Origin of the sequence: Nocardia sp. NPDC052112 (genome assembly GCF_040680135.1) — a bacterium.
Lineage (GTDB): Bacteria > Actinomycetota > Actinomycetes > Mycobacteriales > Mycobacteriaceae > Nocardia.
In genome coordinates, this window is sequence record NZ_JBFAWD010000017.1 from 59,355 (window position 1) to 78,764 (window position 19,410).

The window sequence follows — 19,410 nt, forward strand, 5'->3', positions numbered from 1 at the left end:
CGGTCGGTTCCGGCCGGGCCCTGGTCGGTACTCCTCCAAGAGCACGCTCGCGGTGACCGAAAAAGTCACACCCACACGATCTTTTTGCCTATCGCATGACGAAGGTCGATTCGGTAGGTGTCGGAAGACCCTGTCGGGGCGAGCGGATTCTGCGGACCATGCAACGCTCGAACATGTCAGCTGTCCCGGAAAGGGGCGAAAGTCCTTCCTGATCTCACCGAAGCGCTCTCCGATACCGCGAATTCGCGCCGACCCATCCACCGGTTCGAGTGTCCGCGCCATGACCAAAGCCATGCCCCAACGGGACAAAAGACCGCATCGTCGACCGGTCGGCCAGCGGATCGTGGACTTGTCAGAACAAGCCGGAGGAATTGAGCATGGCCAGCTACGGTACGACGGTCCGCGACGAGTTGCGAGCTCCGACCCGCATGCTGCGGCGTGCGATTCCGGATGTCTATGCGGGTTACAAGCAGTTGCACGATGCCGCGCTCGCCGCGGGAGCCTTGGACGCGAAGACCAAGGAGTTGATCGCCTTGGCGATCGCGGTGAGCACGGAATGCGATGGGTGCATCGCCGCACACGCCCATGCCGCGGTCCAGCACGGTGCAACCCCGGCGGAAGCCGCCGAGGCGATAGGGGTGACCTTCCTGATGAACGGTGGCCCCGCGACCGTCTACGGCGCGCGGGCGTACGCTGCGGTCACCGAGTTCTACGCCGACCGCGGCGGCGACAGCATGATGCGGACCGATCTCAGCTGACGTGGATACCGAACGACCGTTGAGGTCGGCCTGCGTTCCGCATGTCGCTGCGTCTGAATCAGTAAGCACAGCGGCAGAATTCGAGATCATCATGGTCGGCGCCGGCGTCCCGCTCCCCCCCACCTATCTCGCGGAAGCCCAGGCAGCGGTTGTCGTTATCCCGAAACACCGTGCGTACCGTCCGTGACGGGAGTGCCTTTTGTCCGTGAAGGTCCCGACGACGATCCCATTTGTCGGTCTCGCGCGCTCGGCACTGGCGCAGGGCAGCCCATTCGCGGCCCCACGTCCTCTGTACCGAACGTCAGCTCGTTGCCGGGAAGGCCGTAGACGACCTCGGCTCGGACCGAGACGACCACACTCTGCTGCAGGTTCGCTGCGGCCGCAGTCACCATGTCGCAACGGTTTTCGATACGGCTTTGGGCGAGGTGTACGAGTCGTCGGTCGGCCCACACGCCCATGGGCAGCGCGATTACATCGACGAGGCGCATCACGCGAATCGGCACGGAACTCGCTACACCGATACCTTGCGCGGCGATCGATTCAGTGATGACCTGGTTCCCGCCTACTGCGAGTGCGGTATGCACGAACTGTCACGAACCGAGCTGCGGCATGCCATTGATGCGCATCGGCGCACGATCCAGTTGACCTGATCGCCCGCGGCGGAGGCCTGGCTCGCGGTCAATCAGGTCGGCGAACCGTGAACATGTCGAGCAGTGGCCGTCGCGGGGTAGGCGGTGCTTCCGGCTCGTCCGGTGCGGTGCCGATGCGGATGAGGACCTGCGGCACGCCTGGGTGAGCGATCAGACCTGCCAGAACTTTTCGGCCCGCGGTGGTCTCGGTGATGTGGGTGAGCGAGCACGTTGTCAGGCCGAATACGGTGCATTCCAAAAGGACCGCCGAGAGCGCTTCTCCGGTATGCAGCCATTCCGGCACGGTCTCACCGGGTGTGCTGAGCACCACCACCTGGGCGCGGTCTCGGAGGTCGGCCCGGCGCATCGAGTGCGCGACGGGCGGAAATGTGCGCGCGACCCCGACCCGCGCGGCCTCGGCATCGGAGATCATGGCAAAGCGCGGAACACCCTCGGACAGCGGGGAATGCCCGGTCCACCAGCGCAATTCGGTCTGGTATGCCATGTCGTAGCGATGCAGACCCGCGGAATACTCCGAGGCCCTCGCCAGTTGTGGCCGGGCGCTCTCATCGAGCACATCGAGCTGGATATCGCACGCCGACACCAGGTTTCGCAGCGCGGGCACGATATCGGCCCAGCCGTCCGGTTGGAGCATCGGCAGCCGGTCGGTATGTCGGTGGTGGATGGCGTCGGTCCGGGCGCGTATTTCGGCGGGTGGGTCGGGCCACGGACGGAATTCGATCGCGGCAAGGTGTTGTGGCTGCTCGGGGTCGGGCAAGCGCACGACATCGGTGTGCCAGTTGTACGTGGCGAAGACAGTGCTCACATGGTGCAACATGGCGCCGCAGCTGATCACCAGTTGGCGTCCGCGTGGGTCGGCGGCGGACAGTTGCCGGTCGGTGTCGCTGTAGAGATGCAGCCGGACGCCGTCGAATATCCAGCGCCACGGCTGGGTGTTGTGCACCGAGGGTGCGTGCGCGGCGAGCCGCATCGCTGCCATCATCGTCGGGTGATCCGGCACCTCGCTTGGCGAGGCATCAATAGCGGTCATATCGGTGAGTCTCGTCGGCCGACGCGTCCGGGGAGTACGGCCTTTGTACACGTACTCACGGGTCTATGGTCACTGTTGCGCGAGTGGTGTCGTCCAGCGGGCAGGACTTGGCGCTGAGGGAAATGTGGGGAGTCCGTGGCCGTCGTCGACGCGTGAACCCAGTGCTGCGGACGCGGGCAGCACGGTACGGTCGATCCGAGTTGTGTCCGCGTACCGACAGCGAACCGTCAGGGTTGGATGCCGACACGCGCGATACCGTTCTGGCGGTAGACCGTCACCGTAAAGCCCGCGTCGGCGACCAACCGCATCAGCCTGATATTCGCGGAATCAATTCGGCGACGAATCGTTCGATGCCGCGTTCACGCGCGAGTCGCGCCAGGCGGTGCAGGAGTTCGGAGCTGAATGCGTCATCCTGATCGGCACCGACGGTTATGGTGAGCTCGGCCGTCCTGGTCGTGCCGAGCACGATGAAGTGCCCATGCCGACGACCCGGTCGCCGGCGAAAGAGCCGAACGCACAGTGCGCGGGATCGCGTATGGCGAGGGCGCGACATTGGGTAATGGTTGGACGCGGCACGAGAATTCGGAAGAGGCTGTCCTTATCGGGCATCGCACCGTGCAGATCCACAACGGTGGCGGCATCGGCAGGGCCGAGCGGGCGGACGGTGCAGGGTTTCGGTCGAGGTGATCATGCGGTGGTCTCCGAGCCGAGTCCAATAGCTTTCTCGAGCATCTCTGAAGGGGTCGGATCCGAATGGGCAGAAGGTCCCCAATCGAGGACCGAAGAGCACTGCTGAGTGCCGGGCGTTCGGTGGGGCCGTGCTCGAACGATGGCGCAGCTACGCGGTTGGGCGACCCCACGGCAGGGGAGGCGGTACTCGCCGAACGCCCGCCCGAGGATCCGCGCAGGATCATCGGATCTTGCGCCCTCCGCGATCCACGTTCTCGCCCAGATGCCCTACGCCCCAAGCACAATACATAGGCGGTGTCTCGCTGGTCATCCGCGACGTTCGGGGGCGCGGCAGATGACGACCGGGCACGGCGCGTGGTGGAGCAGGTTCTGGCTCGTCGAACCGGCCAGCATGCCAACCAGCCGGTTGTGGCCGTGGCTACCGGTCAGCACCAACTGTGCGTCGGCTGCGTGCTCGAGCAGCACCTCGGCCGTCGCGCCCTTCTGGACCACCCGAGTGACCTCGACCTCCGGAAACTTCTCTCCCCAACCGGCGAGGCGCTCGGCGAGCAACTCCCGCTCCTGTGCGGCGAGCATCGGCCAGCTATCGGGGACGACGGTCCATTCCAGCAGGTCCGGCTCGGTCCAGGCATGCACGGCAATAATGCCGACGCCGAGCGCCGCAGCCAGTTCGAATGCGTGGCCGATGGCCGACTCGCTGTCCGGACTGCCGTCGACGCCGACCAGCAGCGGTCGCCGATCGGGCCACGGGTGGTCACCGTCGTGCCGCCAGACCGCGACCGGGCACTCCGCGTTGTTCGCCACCGATAGCACGGTGGAGCCGAGCAGTAGGGTGCCGAGTCGGCTGGCCGTCGAGCCCATGACGATCAGCTTCGCCGAGGCGCTGATTTCGATGAGTTTGCGTGCGGGAATGCCGTATACGACAAACCGGCGGATATCCAGCTCGGGCTGGCCGTGGCGCATCGCCGCGGCGGCCTCTTCGATCTTGCGCTCGGCCGCGGTGCGCAGCTGCGGCAGTAGTTCGGACTCCGTCCAGGCGCCCGCGGTGAGACGGTAGTCGAGGGCGGGAACAACACTGAGCAGTACCAGCGGAACCCGCTGGTGCGCGGCCAGCTCAGCGGCCCAGCGGGCGGCGCCGAGCGCGCCCGCGGTGCCGTCGATGCCGACGACAATCGACTGATGATTGGCGGGAGTGATCATCTCGTCTCCGCTTCGACCGATTTGATGGGGTTGCCCCCAACAGTGTCAGTCGGCGAGCCCGGGGCATCGAGTCGCGTGGCACCGCCGCCGAGGACTTTCGTCCTCGGTTCGGCGGGCGGGTTCCTCACCCTTTGACAACGCCGAGCGGTTCGAGCCGGGCTATCCTGCGGCACAGTCCGGCCCCTTCGCTGGCAGTAACGACAGCGGTGATGTCCTTGTATGCCTGCGGTGCTTCCTCGGCGAGACCCTTCCAGGATGTGCCGCGGACCGCGATGCCGTGGTGTTCGAGTTCAGTGCGTAGGGCGCGGCCGCTGATGGTGCGCGCGGCGGCGTGTCGGCTCTGGACACGGCCCGCGCCGTGACAGGTGGAATGAAATGCGGGACCGCCCGGGACGCCCGTGAGAACGTAGGAACGTAGGACGCGGTACCCATGGTGCCGGGGATCAGTGTCGGCTGGCCGACGTCGACCAGTCGTAGGGCAGGTCCTCGTGTCCGGGTGGCACGGCGCGAGTTGCACCCTTGCGGTGTACGCACAGCTGTGTCGGGCGCCCGTCGACGCTGTGGGTTTCGAGTGTGGCGAGGTTGTGCGAGACGTCGTATACGAGGTCGAGGCCGACCCCGGTGTGGGTTTCGACGATGCGCCGGACAGTCTCGGTGAGTAGTTGACGGTTCGCGCGGGCGTAGTTGGTGGCGGCGGCCATGGCGGCCAGGTAATCGCGGCCCTCCGGGGAATGTACCCGGGCGCAGGCGAGCTGACGGTCGGGAACCGACGGTGACCTCGGAGCTGACCGGGATGCGGGCGAATACATCGATGTGGTACATGACCTCCTCCAGGAGCCGAACCACCATGTTCTCCTCGCGGTCGGCGGGCAGGTCCCATTCGATACCGGTGACCGGCTGTGGGAGCGGGCGACCGAGGAAACTGTCCACGAGGGCGGCGACCGCTTCGACCAGACATCGCTCGCGGCTGGGTGCCCAGGCCTCGATACGCAGGTCGGCTGTGTGGAACGAGACGAGGAATGTGGTCCCAGCCTGAGCGTGTAGGCCAACACGCTGATCATTCCGGACCCACCGTGATCCACGCTCCGCCGACGCGGAAGACCTTGGCAGTGCTGGAATGCCGGCATGCGCCACAAGCCTGGACCCGCGGCGATCGACCCAGCGGTGGCCTAGGACATCGGCAAAAGGGACCCCGGCCTCTGCCGTCGATCATGCACGCTGCGGTGCAGTGGGATCGGATCGGTGTCAACCCGGCCGGGAGGAGCATGCGATGAGTGAAATGACCAGGCAGGCTCGGCCGTGGGTGGCACGGCTGAGCGGTTGGCTGGAACCGGCGCTGGTGGTGGTCACCGTGGCAGCGCTGGCAGTCGGCGCGGTCCTGTGGGTGTTCGGTTTGCGTGGTGCTGCCGACGGGTTGTGGATCGCGGCGACAGTGGCGGCGTTCGTTCCCGCACTGTTCTGGATGATCGCCGCGCTTGTGAAGGGCCGGACCGGTGTCGACTTGATCGCGGTGTTGTCGTTGGCGGGAACGCTGTGGGTCGGTGAGTATCTCGCCGGGGCGCTGATTGCGGTCATGCTGGCCGGTGGACGAGCCCTCGACGCAGCCGCCGAACGCCGTGCTTCACGGGATCTGCGCGCCCTGTTGGAGCATGCGCCCCGGTCGGCTCGCCGTCGTGTCGGCGATGAGGTGACGGTGATTCCGCTCGGCCAGGTCGTCGTCGATGACGTCCTTGTGGTCGCTACGGGCGAGACAGTGCCGGTCGACGGGCGGATCCTGAATACGGTTGCGGCGCTCGACGAGTCGGTGCTCACCGGCGAACCGCTGCAGGTGGAGCGTGGGAGCGGTGAGCCGGTGCGCAGCGGTGTCGTCAATGTCGGCGATGCGTTCGAGATGCGTGCGAGCGCGACAGCGGCCGAAAGTACCTATGCCGGGATTGTGCGGCTGGCCGAGCAGGCCGGCGCCGAAAACGCGCCGGTGGTGCGGCTTGCCGATCGGTACGCGGCGTGGTTCCTGCCGCTCGCACTGGTGGTGGCCGGTGCCGCCTACGCAATCAGCGGGTCGCCAGTCCGGGCGGTCGCTGTCCTGGTGGTCGCGACACCGTGCCCGCTGCTGTTGGCCGCCCCCGTGGCGATCGTCTCGGGACTGTCGCAGGCGTCGCGCATGGGGGTCGTCGTGCGTGGCGGTGGTGCGTTGGAAAGCCTCGGGCACGCAACCACTTTGGTGATGGACAAGACCGGCACTCTCACTGCGGGCCGTCCGCAAGTCGTCGAAGTAGTAGCCGCACCGGGCCGTGAGACCACGGAGATGATGCGACTGGCCGCGTCAGTGGACCAGGTTTCGCCGCACGTTCTGGCCGAAGCGATCGTCACCGAAGCGCTCGCGCGCGAAATCGACTTGTCGGCACCCACCGAAGTGGCCGAGCAGCCTGGACGCGGGGTGTCCGGCACCGTGGATGGCCGCAGGGTCGACGTCGGCAAGCTGCCCGACTCGTGCACCGGTGCCGACTGGGCCCGCGCCGTCGTCAATCGGGCAAGCCTGGATTCGGCCGCGATCGCCTGGATCGTCGTCGATGGCGACCTCGCAGCAGCGATCCTGCTGCGGGACCCGTTGCGCCGACACGCACCCCGCACCATTCGGCGACTACGTGAGGCCGGTCTGAACCGACTGGTCATGCTCACCGGCGACCGGCCCGAACCGGCGCGCGAAGTCGCCACCGTACTCGGACTGGACGAGGTGTATGCCGAGCAAAGCCCCGCCGACAAGGTCGATGCCGTGCGCCGTGAACGTGAACACGCGGTGACGGTGATGGTCGGTGACGGTGTCAACGACGCCCCGGCGCTGGCCGCCGCCACCGTCGGCGTCGCGATGGGGGCGCGCGGATCGACCGCCTCGTCGGAAGCGGCCGACATCGTGCTCACGACCGATCGTCTCGACCGGCTCGCCGATGCCATGGACACCGCCCGTTGGTCGCGCCGCATCGCCGTGCAGAGCGCCGTCGTCGGCATGAGCATGTCGCTGCTGGCCATGATCGTCGCTGCCGTCGGCTGGCTGCCACCCGCCGCCGGTGCATTGCTGCAGGAAGGAATCGATGTAGCGGTGATCCTCAACGCACTACGCGCCCTGCGTGGCAACCCTGCACTTCGCACCGAACTCGCCCCTGACACCGAGGCTATGCTGCGCCGCTTCGCCGGCGAACATGATGCGCTGCGCGACGCACTCGGATTGCTGCGCGCCGCCGCCGATCGCCTCGCCGAGCGCAGCGGCGACGAGACCGCGTTGTCCGCGGTCGAGACCGCGTACAGGTTTCTCGTCGATGAGCTGCTGCCTCACGAAGAGGCCGAGGAGACCGAACTGTATCCGGCTCTGGCGACGCCACTCGGCAGCGTCGAGGCCACCGCCACCATGAGTCGCACGCATGCCGAGATCCATCGGCTCACCATGCGAATCGGCAACCACCTCCGTTTGGCGCGTACCACGGGCCGCATTGGCTCCGACCAGATCGATGATCTGCTGGCCTGCCTGTATGGGCTCTACACCCTGCTGCAGCTGCACTTTCGACAGGAAGAGGAGAACTATTTCACGCTCGCCGACGACGAAGCCGAATACGTCTCGCTACCAACAGAATCCGGCGTCAAGTCAACCCTGCGACCATGACCGACGCGCGGACACGGCGAGCGAACTGAACCGTCCCGGCGCACCTTGCTGCTGATGCAGTGCGCCGGGCATCCCGGGGTTGGGACTATCCGGTGGCAATCCCGGCGCGGGCCAGCTCGGTCAGGGTCGCCTGAACCACTTGCGGACGCGCTGCCGTGACTGGGGCGGACAGCCCGAGGCCGAGGTCGAGGGTTGCTGCTTCTACGGCGATGACGACGAGCTCGTGGGGGAGGCGGTGGAGTGCTCGGCCGAGTGGCACCGCGTCGGGGATGCCGAGGGCGTGGGAGCTGGTTGTGGTGGTGAGTTCACGCAGGGCGTCGACCGTGGTGCGCCAGACGCGGCCCGGGGTGGATGGTTCGCATTCGACGGCGTCTACGACGACGGCGAGTTCGGCGCCGTCCCATGCGTCGAGCAGTCCGGTCGGTTCGCCGTCGCGCACGGTGACGAGGACACCGGGCAGGTCGAGTGCTTCGATGTCTCGGGCCACGGCAGGGCCGATGCCGTCGTCGCTGCGGAACTCGTTCCCGACGCCGATAACGACAGCTTGTGGCCTGGTCATCGGCGCAGTACGTCGAGTGTGAGGAAGTGTGCCGAGCATGAGATGCATGGGTCGTAGTTGCGGATGGTGCGTTCGCACAGTGCGGTGAGTGCCGCGTCGTCGAGGTCGAGATGGTCTGTGACGACGCGACGCAGGTCGTCTTCGATGGCGGCCTGGTTCTGCGAGGTGGGCGGAACGATGTCGGCGGAGCGGATGATGCCGTCGGCGTCGACGTCGTAGCGGTGATACAGCAGACCCCGTGGTGCTTCACTCACGCCGTAACCGGTGCCCGCCCGCGGAGTGACGGGAACGGCTGCGCGCGTCGGTGTTTCGTAGTGTTCGATCAGCCGGAGTGCCTCCTCGACGGCATAGACGACCTCGACGGCGCGAACCAGGATGCTGCGGAACGGATTGCGGCATTCACCGCCCAGTCCGATCTCTACGGCGACCTGACGGGCCATCGGCGACAATCGGGTGGAGTTGAGTGTGTACCGGGCCAGCGGTCCGGTGAGGTAGCGGTGGCCGTCGAGGGTGGCGTGCAGGGCGGTCGAGTGCGGAACCTGGCTTTCGGCGACGTGGTCGGGGAATTCGTTAGCAGAGAAGGCGAGTCCGGTGCTGCTGTGGATATCTCCGGACTCGATCGCGTACTGGTGCGGGTCGGAGACGGCGAGCAGTTCGTGGTCGAGCTCGGCGTCCGGAAATTCGAGGCCACCAGCCCGACGTGCGGTGTGCACGGCGTAATCCAGTGCACGGCGTAGCTGTTCGGCCAGTGGCGCGAAATCGGAAGGGGACGGGGCGGAGTAGAAGCCGCCGACTCGCACGTTGATCGGGTGGATGGACCGTCCGCCGATCAGTTCGAGCAAAGCGTTGCCTGCCTTTTTCATGGCCAAGCCCTGTTCGACGAGCTCACGATGATCGGCGGCGAGGGCAACGGCGTCGGGATAGCCGAGGAAATCGGGTAGATGCAGCAGGTAGATGTGTAGCGAATGGCTGGAGATCCACTCTCCGCAGTACAACAGGCGGCGCAGCCGTGCCAGAGGCGGGTCGAGCTCGGCGCCGCACAGCTGCTCGAGTGCGTTGCAGGCGCTGGTCTGGTAGGCAACTGGGCAGATACCGCAGATGCGCGCGGTGATGTCGGGGGGTTCGGTGTAGGCGCGACCGCGTAGAAACGCCTCGAAGAAGCGGGGCGGCTCGTAGATGTTCAGCTCGGCCCGCTCGACGGAACCGTCGGAAACGGTAATGCGCAGTGCACCTTCGCCCTCCACCCGCGCAAGCGAACTGACCCGCAACTGCCTACTGCGATGACTCATCCGACCTCCTGTCCGCGAAGGCCGGGGCGGCCGCCGCGACAGTGTGAAACACTCGATCGACATCGTCGGTGGACATGCCGTTGACACTCAGAATCGGCAGCAGCGCACGGATATTCGGAGTCGCCATCGGGCCGAAGCAGCCGTAGCAGCCGCGATGATAGGCCGGGCAGAGCGCCCCGCACCCGGCCTGAGTGACCGGGCCAAGACACGGAATGCCGTGTGCGACAGTCACACACGTGGTACCACGGCGCTTGCACTCGGTACAGACGCTGGTGTTCGGCAGGTCAGGGGCACGCCCGGCGAGGACGGCGCACAGCGTGTCCAACAACTGGCGACGGTCGATGGGGCAGCCGCGCAGCTCGAAATCCACCGGCACGTGCGCCGAGATCGGCGTCGAGGTGGCCAGCGTCGAAATGTATTGCGGGCTGGCATAGACCACGGAGGTGAACTCGGTGACATCGGCGAAGTTGCGCAGCGCCTGGATGCCGCCGTGAGTCGCACACGCACCGATGGTGACGAGAATCCGTGACTGTGACCGGATCTCGATGATGCGGCGCTGTTCCTCCGGCGTGGTAACCGATCCCTCGACCAGCGACACGTCGTAAGGTCCAGGTTCGACTGTGCTGGTCGCCTCCGTGAAATGCGCGATGCGGAGGCGTCCGGCCAAGCTCAGCAGCTCGTCCTCGCAGTCGAGCAGGGTGAGCTGACAGCCGTCGCAGGAGGTGAACTTCCACACCGCCAACGTCGGGGTTTTCGTCTGGGAAGTGTTCATCACAGCTCCCGAATCGATAGCAGAGGTTGGGCTGTCGCGTAGTCGACGACCGGGCCGTCGCGGCACAGCAGCAGCGGTCCGAGTTGACAGTGACCGCAGCGAGCGACGCCGCACTGCATATTGCGTTCGAGCGCGATCCGGATGTCGGGCGCGGCAATTCCCTTGCGCAGCAATGTTTGCGCGCAAAATCGCATCATCGGTTCCGGACCGCACAAGAACGCCGTTGTCCGATCGGGATCCAGCGTGAGTCTGGTCAATGGTTCGGTGACGAAGCCGACCGGGCCGGTCCATCCCGCCGCCGGATGATCGACAGTCTGCTGCAACTCGATATCACCGGTTGCGGCCCACCGCTTTTGGTCGTTTCGGAACAGGATATCGGTCGAGGTTCGGGCACCGGTGATCAGTACCACCCGCCGGTAGTCCGCGCGCGCCGCGAGCGCCGTGAGTACGACCGGCCGCAGCGGCGCCAGTCCGACGCCGCCGCCGACGATCACAAGATCACGCCCGATTGCGGATTCAGGGTCCCAGCCACTGCCGAACGGCCCGCGCACGCCGATCAACCCACCGACCATGGTGTCGTGTAGCGCGCGGCTGACCGCGCCGACGGCGCGGATCGTATGTTCGAGGACGTCGTCGTCGGCCACCGGGCTGCCGCTGATCGATATGGCGATCTCGCCGACGCCGAAGCGGTAGAGCATCATGTACTGCCCGGCCCGAAACCGTTGCGCTGCCTGATGAACCGGTTCGAGCACGAGAGTCACGGTGTCACGGTTCTGTGGGGTACGGCCGACGACCCGGTAGGGGAGCATGGTGTCACCCGGTGCTGGTTTGTCCGGCGCGATGGTGGTGCTCGTCGCGGCACCGCGCTGGCTCATCGGCTGCTTCCGCTCTCGGCGGTACCGGTCAGGGGCCCGGGTGAGGCAGTATCGCCGGGACCACGGTACAGATCGAGCAGCCGGGCCCGGGTGGCCTGCAGGCGTTCCAGCACAGCCTCTAGCAGCATGCGGTTCAGGGCGCGGCCGAATACCGGGTCCAGCTCGGCGAGTTCGGTCAGTCGAGCCGAATCGAATTCGATCGCGCGTACCGGTTCGACCGTGTGTGCACCGAAATGCCAGCGGTACGGCGGCATCAGCCACGACCAGCCCAGCAGGTCTCCGTTGCCCAGGGTTTGGACAGCGATATCACCGCGGCCCGGGACGTGCGCGTCGAGGCTGACTGTGCCCTCGCGGATCAGCCAGCACCGGTCGGCCGTTTGCCCCTCGGTGATCAGCTGCCACCCGGCGGGGTAGCTGATGTCGCAACCGGCGTCGGCGAGTGCGGCGAGCTCCGCTTCGGTCAGTGACGTCAGCTGGGCGAACCGCGACAGTTCGTCAACTGCGATCACTGGCGCCTCCTTCAGCGAGCGCCGCCATTTCGGCGGTGATGTCGATCTCGGCCGGGCACCAGGCGATACAGCGTCCGCAGCCGACGCAGCCGGAGCTGTCGAACTGGTCGTGCCAGGTGCCGAGCTTGTGGGTGAGCCACTGCCGGTACCGGCTCTCGCCGGATCGTCGGACGCTGCCACCGTGCTGGTAGGAGAAATCCAGTTCGAAGCAGGACACCCAGCGGTCCCAGCGTTCGGCGTGGTCGCCGGTCAAATCGGTGACGTCCTCGGTGGAGGTACAGAAACAGGTTGGGCACACCATCGTGCAGTTGCCACAGGTGAGGCACCGAGATGCCACGTCCTGCCACTGCGGTGACTCGTGGGATTCGCGAAGGACTGTAGGGAGGTCGACGTCCGGCATCGACCTACCCATCCGTCCGGCAGCAGCGTCGACCGCGGTCCGGGCGGTGGTGACGTCGGTGGTTTCGGCGGGACGCGTGGTGAGGCGCGCCAGCACATCCGCACCGGTGTCGCTGCCGATGTCGACCAGGAAGCGATGCCCGGCGTCGTCGATCGTTTCGGTGAGCGCGAGGTCATATCCTTTGGAAACGCCGGGCCCGGTGCCCATCGAGACGCAGAAGCACACGCCTCCCGGTTCGGTGCAGTTCACCGCGACCACGAACAGGCCCGCGCGACGACCGGTGTATCCAGTGTCGGGATATGTCCCGCCGCCGAGTACACGGCCAAGGATCGCGATCGCGGCGAGATCACACCCACGGACGCCGACAAACGCAAACCGTTGCGCGGAGTCCTCGGCACGTTGCTCGTTCAGGTCGGGGCCCATCTCCCACACCTTGCGGTGCGGCGGATGCAGGAACTGCTTCCACGAGCCGGGCCCGGCCGAGTGCGCGAACACCGCCGCATCATCGCGGCGCCGCAGCCGGTACCGTCCGGGTTCGGTGTCCACGCTCCACCCGGCGGGCAATTGGGCTCCGTACGCAAGGTCGTCCAGCACGATCGCGCCATCGCGCTCCTGTGGACCGATGACCCGATACTCCGCCTCGTGCAGGACTTCTATGAGGCGGTCCAGGCCCGCGCGGTCGATCACCACGGTGTCACCAGGCTTCATGAGGCCCCCTTGCCGATCGCAGTATCCGTACGATTTCGAGTCTTATGGGGGGTTGCCGGTGTAACGAGGGCCGAAGGTCATCACTCGCGGCCCCGATGCACCGGGCCAGTGGGCCGCTGCGCTCGAGTCCGGCCAGTGTCGAAGGCGACCAACTGCCAGGGTGTTTCGTCGGTACCCAGAACACTCTTGCTCCGATACGCCTCGTGTTCTGACTGCTTGGGAACCGATCAGACCGGCGTCGGTCGAGATGATTCGGATGTGGCGCCGGCGGCGGTTTGCGGTGCGAACTCGCCGGCGAGGCGGAGCACGGTAGCGAAGCCCGCTGCGAGGCATTCGGTCAGGGTCGCGAGGTCGGGGATCGCGGCGGTGTCCGCGTTGATCGCGATGTAGCAGGTTCCGTCGTGCGAGGTCATTGTCACGTTGACGGCCGTGCCGATCGTAGGGCCGAAAGCGTACATAGCCTCGATGCGCGACCCGGCGATATAGAGCGGCACCGGGGAACCCGGGACGTTGGAGGCGACAAAGTCGACATGCTTGACCATCTCGGTGACCGCTCCGACCGGCATCCGGTTGAACACCGCCGCAACAGCACTGGACAGCGGTATGGCCGGTTCGCGGCGCCAACCACCGACCACGGCGTCCACGGCGCGCATCAAGTCTTCGGTCTCGGCGAGATCGACCGGCAACGCGAAACGAGCGAGCGTGATCCGGTTGCCGCCGAGTGGATCATCGGCCGTTCGAAGACTGATCGGCATGGTCACCCGCAGTTGGTCGGCCTTCGCCCCGTGCCGGTCGTGATACCTGCGCAGTCCGATGAGCACTGCGGTCAGGAAGGCATCGTTCATCGTGCAGCCGACAGCGTGCGCGGCGCAACGCATTTGCTCGACGGGTGCATCCAGCACCGCGAGTCGGCGACCGAGACTGCGTTCGATCATCACTGGCGACAGGGTCGTGGCAACGGGTTTGGCCAGACGGACCAGCGAGGTCGCGAGCGCGGCGCTGTCGCGGACCGACCGCACGGGATGAGTGATAGCTCGCCATGCGGTTCGGGGTGTCGCCCGGATGCCGCCGCGAAGCAGATCCGAGCCGAGCGACCAGTTCCACGCCACGATATCGCGTAGTGCGCCGTCATCGTCGTGCGGCGGCTCTGGTGGATGGCCGCGATCGGTGCCCGCACGATCGAAATCGAGTAGCGCTGCGGCGATCTGAATGCCGCCGATCCCATCGGTGAGGCTGTGGTGCACTGTCATCACCAGCGCGCATCCCCCACCCGGCAAACCACTGAGCAACGTCGAGCGCCACAGTGGACGAGCCGGATCGAAGGCGGTCATCGCCTCGGTGCGCGCGAATTCGAGTACCGCGGACATGGTCGCCGGTTTCGGCAGCCCAACCCGTCGCAGGTGCCAGGACAGGTCGAAGCCCGGATCGAGCGTCCACTTGGGTGGAGCGAGACCGAACGGCGAGGCGACCAGTCGATGCCGCAACCTCGGCACCAAGCGGGTGCCGCGATCGATCGTCTCCACCAGTCGATCCCAGTCCGGATCGGTATCGAGGAGGAGAACCGAGACAATGGTCGATCGCAGGATCGGATCACGCTCCATGTTCCAGGAGAACAGGTCCGATTGCGACATATGGGATTCGCGGTAGCCCATTGCCTGCTGCCTTCGTCTTTGTCGTTATATGTCGTACCGCTTCGCTTCTGCTTCCGCAGACCTCCACGGTCCCGCTCCGTTCCGCCGAGGAGGGTGTCGCGCGGACCTGTCTTCCGGACCGCCGAGCGCCGCACACGATGACCGGGCATGGCGGCGCACGTCAGTTCCGGCAACTCGATGCTGAACGCGATATGCGGCGAATCCCGGGGCGACCAGCGGACACCAGGTCGCACGACGAACGGCCCGCGTTCGGGTCTCGCAGACCGCAACGACGGCATGCATATCACTTAGTCTGCTCGGTCCCGGCCGAAGGCGACCGATTACGAGGACCCTAATGGCGAGGCCCTTTGTCCTCTTCTCAGACCGGCGGCAGATCTGAAGTCACCGCCGCTGCGGGGCCTACGCTGTTTGGCCGCGCGTCTCGGCCACCACGCGAATCCTCGCTCGCGGCACAGGCGTTGATACTCCGTTACCGCTCTGCAGAAGCACTTATCCCGGGCAGTCGGTCGAAGATCGAGGTGACTCATGAAAACGGCACAGACCACGTCGAAGACGCCGACAGGGAGCTGTTTTGTGCGGCGGTCCTTGTCGTCGTAATCGGCGTATTGGGTGCGGCCATGCCCGACTGGTTCCAGCAATCGTGCCGTGCTGTCCTCGCGCGCATGTTTCTCGCCCGATCGGCCCCGGCGACTCGTAGGATCGAATTATGACGTTCCTCCGAGCATCCGAGGAACCTCCCGACCTCAGCAAGATCGAGAAGCGGGCACCGTCGGTCGCCCAGATGCTGGTCGACCGGGTAGCCGCGACTCCAGCCGCGGAGGCGTTCCGATTCCCTGACGGCCAGGGCTGGACCAGCGTGTCCTGGCAGCAGGTCGGTGACCGAGTCGACGTTCTCGCCGCCGGGTTGATAGCGCTGGGAATCGAGGCTCAGGACCGGATCGCGCTCGTATCGTCCACACGGTATGAATGGGTGCTCGCCGATTTCGCCGTGATGTGCGCCGGCGCGGCCACCACCACCGTCTACCCCACCACCAACGCCGTCGGCGTCACGTTCATCATCGCCAACTCCGGCAGCCGTGTCGTTATTGCCGAGAACCAGTCCCAGGTCGACAAACTGATCGAGCACCGCGCCGAACTGCCCGACGTACAACAGGTCGTGGTCTTCGACGGCGAGGGCGACGGAAACTGGGTGATCACCCTCGGCGACCTCGAGGAGCGCGGACGGAAGTTGCTTGCCGGATCTCCCGACGCGGTGGTCGATCGCATCCGTGGGATCCGGCCCGAGCACCTGGGCAGCATCATGTACACCTCCGGGACAACCGGCACCCCGAAGGGGGTTCGGCTACCGCACTCCGCATGGACCTACAGCGCCGCCGCGATCGATGCCCTGAACGTGCTCGGCCCGGACGACCTGAACTTCTTGTGGCTGCCGCTGTCCCATGCGTTCGGCAAGGTGATGTTGGCGCTGTCACCGCTGATCGGCTTTCCCACGGCAATCGACGGCCGGGTGGACAAGATCGTGGAGAACCTTGCGATACTGCACCCCACCATCGTGGGGGCCGCCCCGCGCATTTTCGAGAAGGCGCATGCGCGTATCGAGAACATGGTGGCCGAAGAAGGCGGGATCAAGAAGAAGATCTTCGACTGGGCGATCGGGGTGGGCCTGAAAGTCTCTCGTGCCACACAGGCCGGCGAGAAGCCATCGCCGCTCGTTTCATTGCAGCACAAAGTTGCCGACAGGCTGGTGCTGTCCACCATTCGTGAACGCTTCGGCGGTCGGCTGCGGTACTTCGTTTCAGCAGCGGCCCCCTTGGACCGCGAAGTCGCGCAGTGGTTCGACGCGATAGGCATCGTTGTACTCGAGGGCTACGGCCTGACCGAGACCGCCGCCGCCTCGTTCATCAACCGCCCAGGTGCTTACCGGTTCGGCACCGTCGGCAAACCGTTCCCCGGCACCGAGGTCAAGATCGCCGAGGACGGCGAGATCCTGCTCAGAAGCCCGGGTGTGATGAGCGGCTACCACGACCGCCCCGACGCCACCGCCGAGGCTTTCGACGCGGAGGGCTGGTTCCGCACCGGCGACATCGGCGAGATCGACGCCGACGGCTTCCTGCACATCACCGATCGCAAGAAAGACTTGTTCAAGACCTCGCAAGGCAAGTACGTCGCGCCGTCCGCGATTGCCGCGACGTTCAAGGGACTCTGTCCGTATGCCGGAGAATTCATCGTCTACGGAGAGACACGGCCCTATTGCGTCGCTTTGGTCGGTCTAGATGCCCAGGCCATCACCGAGTGGGCCGACAAGCACGGTCTCGCCAACATGCCACTCGCCGAAATCGCGCGCGACGAGAAGACCCACGACGTGATCGCCGGCTACATCGAAGGCCTGAACACCCAACTCAATCGCTGGGAGCAGATCAAGCGATTCGGCATCATCGACCGCGAACTATCCATCGAGGCAGGTGATCTCACACCGAGCATGAAGCTGCGCCGCAAGATAGTCGTCGACAATCTCTCAGACCGTATCGACGCCCTCTACGACTGAGGTCGAACCATGACGTCGCTTCTCATACGTCCGGTCGGGGGCACGCCAACTCCACTGGAGTGACCGGATCATGCGAGACCCACTCCACGTCGGTCAACTCCGATGGGGTCGCCGGATAGGCCGAGTTGCCTCCGGGCTGCCATCAGTAACCGGACCGAGGGGGACACGACGGCCGGATCCCGATGGCAACCATCCGATGCAATTGTGTGCCTGAGGGCGGACGGTTCAGGGGCGGGCGATGATGAGGGGGCAGTCGGTGGCGTGGAGGACGGCTTGGCTGACCGAGCCGAGGGTCATGCCCGCGAAGCCGCCGCGGCCGTGGCTGCCGACGACGACGAGTTGGGTGTCCGCGGATTCGGCGAGTAGGCGTCGGGCCGGGCGGTCCTCGGCGACCACGTGCTGCACCTCGAGGCCGGGGTATTTCTCTGCGTAACCGGCCAGGCTCTCGGACAGCAGTTCTTCGGCTTCTTCCTGCATGTCGGCGCGGGAGATGTAGCGGTTGAATTCGGACCAGGTGAGTACTGCTCGCACTGCGACATTGCGATTGACGGCCTCGTCGAAGGCGATTCCGATGGCGCGGACGCTGGCGGGGGAGCCGTCGACGCCGACCAGTACGGGGCCGAGCACCCGATCCGGTGTGTAGTTCTCGGGTTCGGGGATGACGGCGACCGGGCAGTGTGCGTGCCTGGCCACGGCCGTGCTCACCGAGCCGAGCAGGCCGCGGCGGAAGGCACCGAGACCGCGGGTGCCGACAACCAGCATGCGCGCATCCTTGGAGCGGTCGAGCAGCACCGGGATCGGCGGCGCCTCGACAACGAAGGTGTCGATGTCGAGGTCACCGACGGGTGCGGCTGCGGCCGTGGCGAATTCGCGTGCGGCGGCAACGGCCGACGTGCCGGTGGCTCGGTAGGCGTCGTAATCGATTCGGTTGAAGGCGATTCCGGGCCCGAAGTCCATCGGGGCGCCGATGCCGTACACGATATGTAAGGGTGCGCGGTGGTTGACGGCGTCGACGGCGGCCCAGCGCACGGCCTCGGCGGCGGCGTCGGAGCCGTCGATACCGACGAGCACGGGGGGATTGATGGCGTTGGCGGACATGTGAATTCGTTAGCCTTTCTGGGTGGCTGGGTTGGTGGCTACTGCGGGTGGACGACCATGACCGGGCAATGCGCGGTCTGCACGAGTGCGTTGCTGGTCGAGCCGAGCAGCAGCCCGCGGAATCCACCGCGCCCCCGGCTGCCGACAACGAGTAGTTGCGCCGATCGCGACCACTCCACCAGGGCCTGGCGCGGGCCCGACAGGTAGACCTTGTGAGTGACCTGAACGTTCGGATATTTCTCCTGCCAGCCCGCGAGTTGCTCGGCCAGGATTGCCTGTCCAGCGGTTTCGGCGTCGCGATCGGGGATGGCGTTGGAGAGTCCGGCGAAGCGGTCGTAATACAGGTCGCTCCAGGCGTAGACGGCGACGAGTCGCGCATTGCGTTCGCTGGCTTCGGCGAACGCGGCCCCGACGGCGGCCGAGCTGATCGGCCCGCCGTCGACACCGACCACGACCGGGCCGACCCATCGGGTCTGCTGCTCGGTGCCGGTATCACGGACCACCACGATCGCGCCGTGACCGTGGCTGGCGACGGCGAGCAGCGTCGACCCGAGATGGCTCAGGGGGCCGCCGACACCCGCCGCGCCGATCACGACCAGATGCGCGGTTTCGGACAGCTCGATCAACAGGTGCGCCGGATTCGCTTCGGACAGTTCGGCTTCCACGGTGAGGTCTGGGTCGACGTCGTGGGCCAGTCGGCGCGCGGTGCGCACCATATCCGCGCCTGCGTGGCGGATCGCATCGATCACCGGGGGTGTGATCACGTCGTAGATCCCGTAGACGGCTCCCACTGCGGCGAGGTCGAGGCCGTGCACGATGCGCAGCCGACGGCCCCGCTGGGAGGCGGTCTCGGCGGCCCATCGGACGGCGAGGTCGGCGGCTTCGGAGCCGTCGATGCCGACCACTATTTCGGCCGACGCCAGCCGGTGTGGATCATCGTGGTGCCGGGTGGTCATGGGCGGTGTCCCTTCGGATTCCGAAAAATCAGCTACTCGAAGATTAGGAATCGGCGGCGGTCCG

The 19,410-nt window shown here is 66.2% G+C and carries 18 protein-coding genes and 1 pseudogene; 4 read left to right on the forward strand and 15 right to left on the reverse strand.

Annotation, left to right across the window (positions count from 1 at the left end; translation table 11 throughout):
* Nucleotides 1–377: 377 nt before the first annotated feature.
* Nucleotides 378–758, forward strand: coding sequence for a carboxymuconolactone decarboxylase family protein (locus AB0L58_RS28835; RefSeq protein WP_364391209.1), 381 nt, complete (start codon nucleotides 378–380; stop codon nucleotides 756–758).
* 416 nt (nucleotides 759–1,174) lie between these two features.
* The gene (locus AB0L58_RS28840; protein WP_364391212.1) at nucleotides 1,175–1,408 is read left to right on the forward strand and encodes a hypothetical protein; all 234 of its coding nucleotides are present in this window, start codon (nucleotides 1,175–1,177) and stop codon (nucleotides 1,406–1,408) included.
* 28 nt (nucleotides 1,409–1,436) lie between these two features.
* On the opposite strand, the gene AB0L58_RS28845 is transcribed toward AB0L58_RS28840, so the two are convergent.
* From AB0L58_RS28845 to AB0L58_RS28870, 6 genes and pseudogenes are all read right to left on the reverse strand, one after another.
* The gene (locus AB0L58_RS28845; RefSeq protein WP_364391214.1) at nucleotides 1,437–2,438 is read right to left on the reverse strand and encodes a hypothetical protein; all 1,002 of its coding nucleotides are present in this window, start codon (nucleotides 2,436–2,438) and stop codon (nucleotides 1,437–1,439) included.
* A gap of 307 nt (nucleotides 2,439–2,745) precedes the next feature.
* Nucleotides 2,746–2,904: a hypothetical protein gene (locus AB0L58_RS28850; protein WP_364391217.1), complete on the reverse strand. Its 159-nt coding sequence runs from the start codon at nucleotides 2,902–2,904 to the stop codon at nucleotides 2,746–2,748.
* Nucleotides 2,905–3,434: 530 nt separating this feature from the next.
* A complete protein-coding gene (locus AB0L58_RS28855; protein ID WP_364391220.1) occupies nucleotides 3,435–4,328 on the reverse strand; it encodes a universal stress protein in 894 nt (297 codons plus the stop codon).
* A 124-nt stretch (nucleotides 4,329–4,452) separates the two neighbouring features.
* Nucleotides 4,453–4,845: an RtcB family protein gene (locus AB0L58_RS28860; protein ID WP_364391222.1), complete on the reverse strand. Its 393-nt coding sequence runs from the start codon at nucleotides 4,843–4,845 to the stop codon at nucleotides 4,453–4,455.
* Nucleotides 4,772–5,137, reverse strand: a complete 366-nt coding sequence (locus AB0L58_RS28865) for an RtcB family protein (RefSeq protein WP_364391224.1) — start codon at nucleotides 5,135–5,137, stop codon at nucleotides 4,772–4,774. The genes AB0L58_RS28860 and AB0L58_RS28865 overlap by 74 nt, the downstream gene beginning before the upstream one ends.
* A 4-nt stretch (nucleotides 5,138–5,141) precedes the next feature.
* A pseudogene (locus tag AB0L58_RS28870) lies at nucleotides 5,142–5,462 on the reverse strand (archease); the annotation flags it as partial.
* 145 nt (nucleotides 5,463–5,607) lie between these two features.
* On the opposite strand from AB0L58_RS28870, the gene AB0L58_RS28875 reads away from it, so the two are divergent.
* Nucleotides 5,608–7,983, forward strand: coding sequence for a heavy metal translocating P-type ATPase (locus AB0L58_RS28875; protein WP_364391516.1), 2,376 nt, complete (start codon nucleotides 5,608–5,610; stop codon nucleotides 7,981–7,983).
* An 85-nt stretch (nucleotides 7,984–8,068) separates the two neighbouring features.
* On the opposite strand, the gene AB0L58_RS28880 is transcribed toward AB0L58_RS28875, so the two are convergent.
* The 7 genes from AB0L58_RS28880 to AB0L58_RS28910 form a co-directional block, all read right to left on the reverse strand.
* Nucleotides 8,069–8,542 (reverse strand): hydrogenase maturation protease, encoded by a 474-nt coding sequence (locus tag AB0L58_RS28880; protein WP_364391226.1) that lies wholly within the window; start codon nucleotides 8,540–8,542, stop codon nucleotides 8,069–8,071.
* A complete protein-coding gene (locus AB0L58_RS28885; RefSeq protein WP_364391228.1) occupies nucleotides 8,539–9,831 on the reverse strand; it encodes a Ni/Fe hydrogenase subunit alpha in 1,293 nt (430 codons plus the stop codon). The genes AB0L58_RS28880 and AB0L58_RS28885 overlap by 4 nt, the downstream gene beginning before the upstream one ends.
* Nucleotides 9,815–10,603, reverse strand: a complete 789-nt coding sequence (locus AB0L58_RS28890; protein WP_364391231.1) for an oxidoreductase — start codon at nucleotides 10,601–10,603, stop codon at nucleotides 9,815–9,817. Before AB0L58_RS28890 ends, AB0L58_RS28885 begins: the two co-directional genes overlap by 17 nt.
* On the reverse strand, nucleotides 10,603–11,412 hold the full coding sequence (locus AB0L58_RS28895; RefSeq protein WP_364391519.1) for an FAD/NAD(P)-binding protein: 810 nt from the start codon (nucleotides 11,410–11,412) through the stop codon (nucleotides 10,603–10,605). The genes AB0L58_RS28890 and AB0L58_RS28895 overlap by 1 nt, the downstream gene beginning before the upstream one ends.
* 62 nt (nucleotides 11,413–11,474) lie before the next feature.
* The gene (locus AB0L58_RS28900; RefSeq protein ID WP_364391233.1) at nucleotides 11,475–11,987 is read right to left on the reverse strand and encodes a cyclic nucleotide-binding domain-containing protein; all 513 of its coding nucleotides are present in this window, start codon (nucleotides 11,985–11,987) and stop codon (nucleotides 11,475–11,477) included.
* Nucleotides 11,974–13,095, reverse strand: coding sequence for a 4Fe-4S dicluster domain-containing protein (locus tag AB0L58_RS28905; RefSeq protein WP_364391235.1), 1,122 nt, complete (start codon nucleotides 13,093–13,095; stop codon nucleotides 11,974–11,976). Before AB0L58_RS28905 ends, AB0L58_RS28900 begins: the two co-directional genes overlap by 14 nt.
* Nucleotides 13,096–13,322: 227 nt before the next feature.
* Nucleotides 13,323–14,747, reverse strand: a complete 1,425-nt coding sequence (locus AB0L58_RS28910) for a wax ester/triacylglycerol synthase domain-containing protein (RefSeq protein WP_364391237.1) — start codon at nucleotides 14,745–14,747, stop codon at nucleotides 13,323–13,325.
* Nucleotides 14,748–15,453: 706 nt separating this feature from the next.
* On the opposite strand from AB0L58_RS28910, the gene AB0L58_RS28915 reads away from it, so the two are divergent.
* The gene (locus AB0L58_RS28915) at nucleotides 15,454–17,292 is read left to right on the forward strand and encodes a long-chain fatty acid--CoA ligase (RefSeq protein WP_364391239.1); all 1,839 of its coding nucleotides are present in this window, start codon (nucleotides 15,454–15,456) and stop codon (nucleotides 17,290–17,292) included.
* Between the two features lie 225 nt (nucleotides 17,293–17,517).
* Here the strand turns inward: AB0L58_RS28915 and AB0L58_RS28920 are convergent, their stop codons facing one another.
* Both AB0L58_RS28920 and AB0L58_RS28925 read right to left on the reverse strand, forming a co-directional pair.
* Nucleotides 17,518–18,390, reverse strand: coding sequence for a universal stress protein (locus AB0L58_RS28920; RefSeq protein WP_364391242.1), 873 nt, complete (start codon nucleotides 18,388–18,390; stop codon nucleotides 17,518–17,520).
* A gap of 38 nt (nucleotides 18,391–18,428) precedes the next feature.
* Nucleotides 18,429–19,346 (reverse strand): universal stress protein, encoded by a 918-nt coding sequence (locus AB0L58_RS28925; RefSeq protein WP_364391244.1) that lies wholly within the window; start codon nucleotides 19,344–19,346, stop codon nucleotides 18,429–18,431.
* Nucleotides 19,347–19,410 lie beyond the last annotated feature (64 nt).

Coding starts and splice junctions, on each gene's coding strand:
- AB0L58_RS28835 (WP_364391209.1), top strand. CDS start 378: ATGGCCAGCTACGGTACGACGGTCCGCGACGAGTTGCGAGCTCCGACC.
- AB0L58_RS28845 (WP_364391214.1), bottom strand. CDS start 2,438: ATGACCGCTATTGATGCCTCGCCAAGCGAGGTGCCGGATCACCCGACG.
- AB0L58_RS28855 (WP_364391220.1), bottom strand. CDS start 4,328: ATGATCACTCCCGCCAATCATCAGTCGATTGTCGTCGGCATCGACGGC.
- AB0L58_RS28865 (WP_364391224.1), bottom strand. CDS start 5,137: ATGTATTCGCCCGCATCCCGGTCAGCTCCGAGGTCACCGTCGGTTCCC.
- AB0L58_RS28875 (WP_364391516.1), top strand. CDS start 5,608: ATGACCAGGCAGGCTCGGCCGTGGGTGGCACGGCTGAGCGGTTGGCTG.
- AB0L58_RS28880 (WP_364391226.1), bottom strand. CDS start 8,542: ATGACCAGGCCACAAGCTGTCGTTATCGGCGTCGGGAACGAGTTCCGC.
- AB0L58_RS28885 (WP_364391228.1), bottom strand. CDS start 9,831: ATGAGTCATCGCAGTAGGCAGTTGCGGGTCAGTTCGCTTGCGCGGGTG.
- AB0L58_RS28890 (WP_364391231.1), bottom strand. CDS start 10,603: ATGAACACTTCCCAGACGAAAACCCCGACGTTGGCGGTGTGGAAGTTC.
- AB0L58_RS28895 (WP_364391519.1), bottom strand. CDS start 11,412: ATGCTCCCCTACCGGGTCGTCGGCCGTACCCCACAGAACCGTGACACC.
- AB0L58_RS28905 (WP_364391235.1), bottom strand. CDS start 13,095: ATGAAGCCTGGTGACACCGTGGTGATCGACCGCGCGGGCCTGGACCGC.
- AB0L58_RS28910 (WP_364391237.1), bottom strand. CDS start 14,747: ATGGGCTACCGCGAATCCCATATGTCGCAATCGGACCTGTTCTCCTGG.
- AB0L58_RS28915 (WP_364391239.1), top strand. CDS start 15,454: ATGACGTTCCTCCGAGCATCCGAGGAACCTCCCGACCTCAGCAAGATC.
- AB0L58_RS28920 (WP_364391242.1), bottom strand. CDS start 18,390: ATGTCCGCCAACGCCATCAATCCCCCCGTGCTCGTCGGTATCGACGGC.
- AB0L58_RS28925 (WP_364391244.1), bottom strand. CDS start 19,346: ATGACCACCCGGCACCACGATGATCCACACCGGCTGGCGTCGGCCGAA.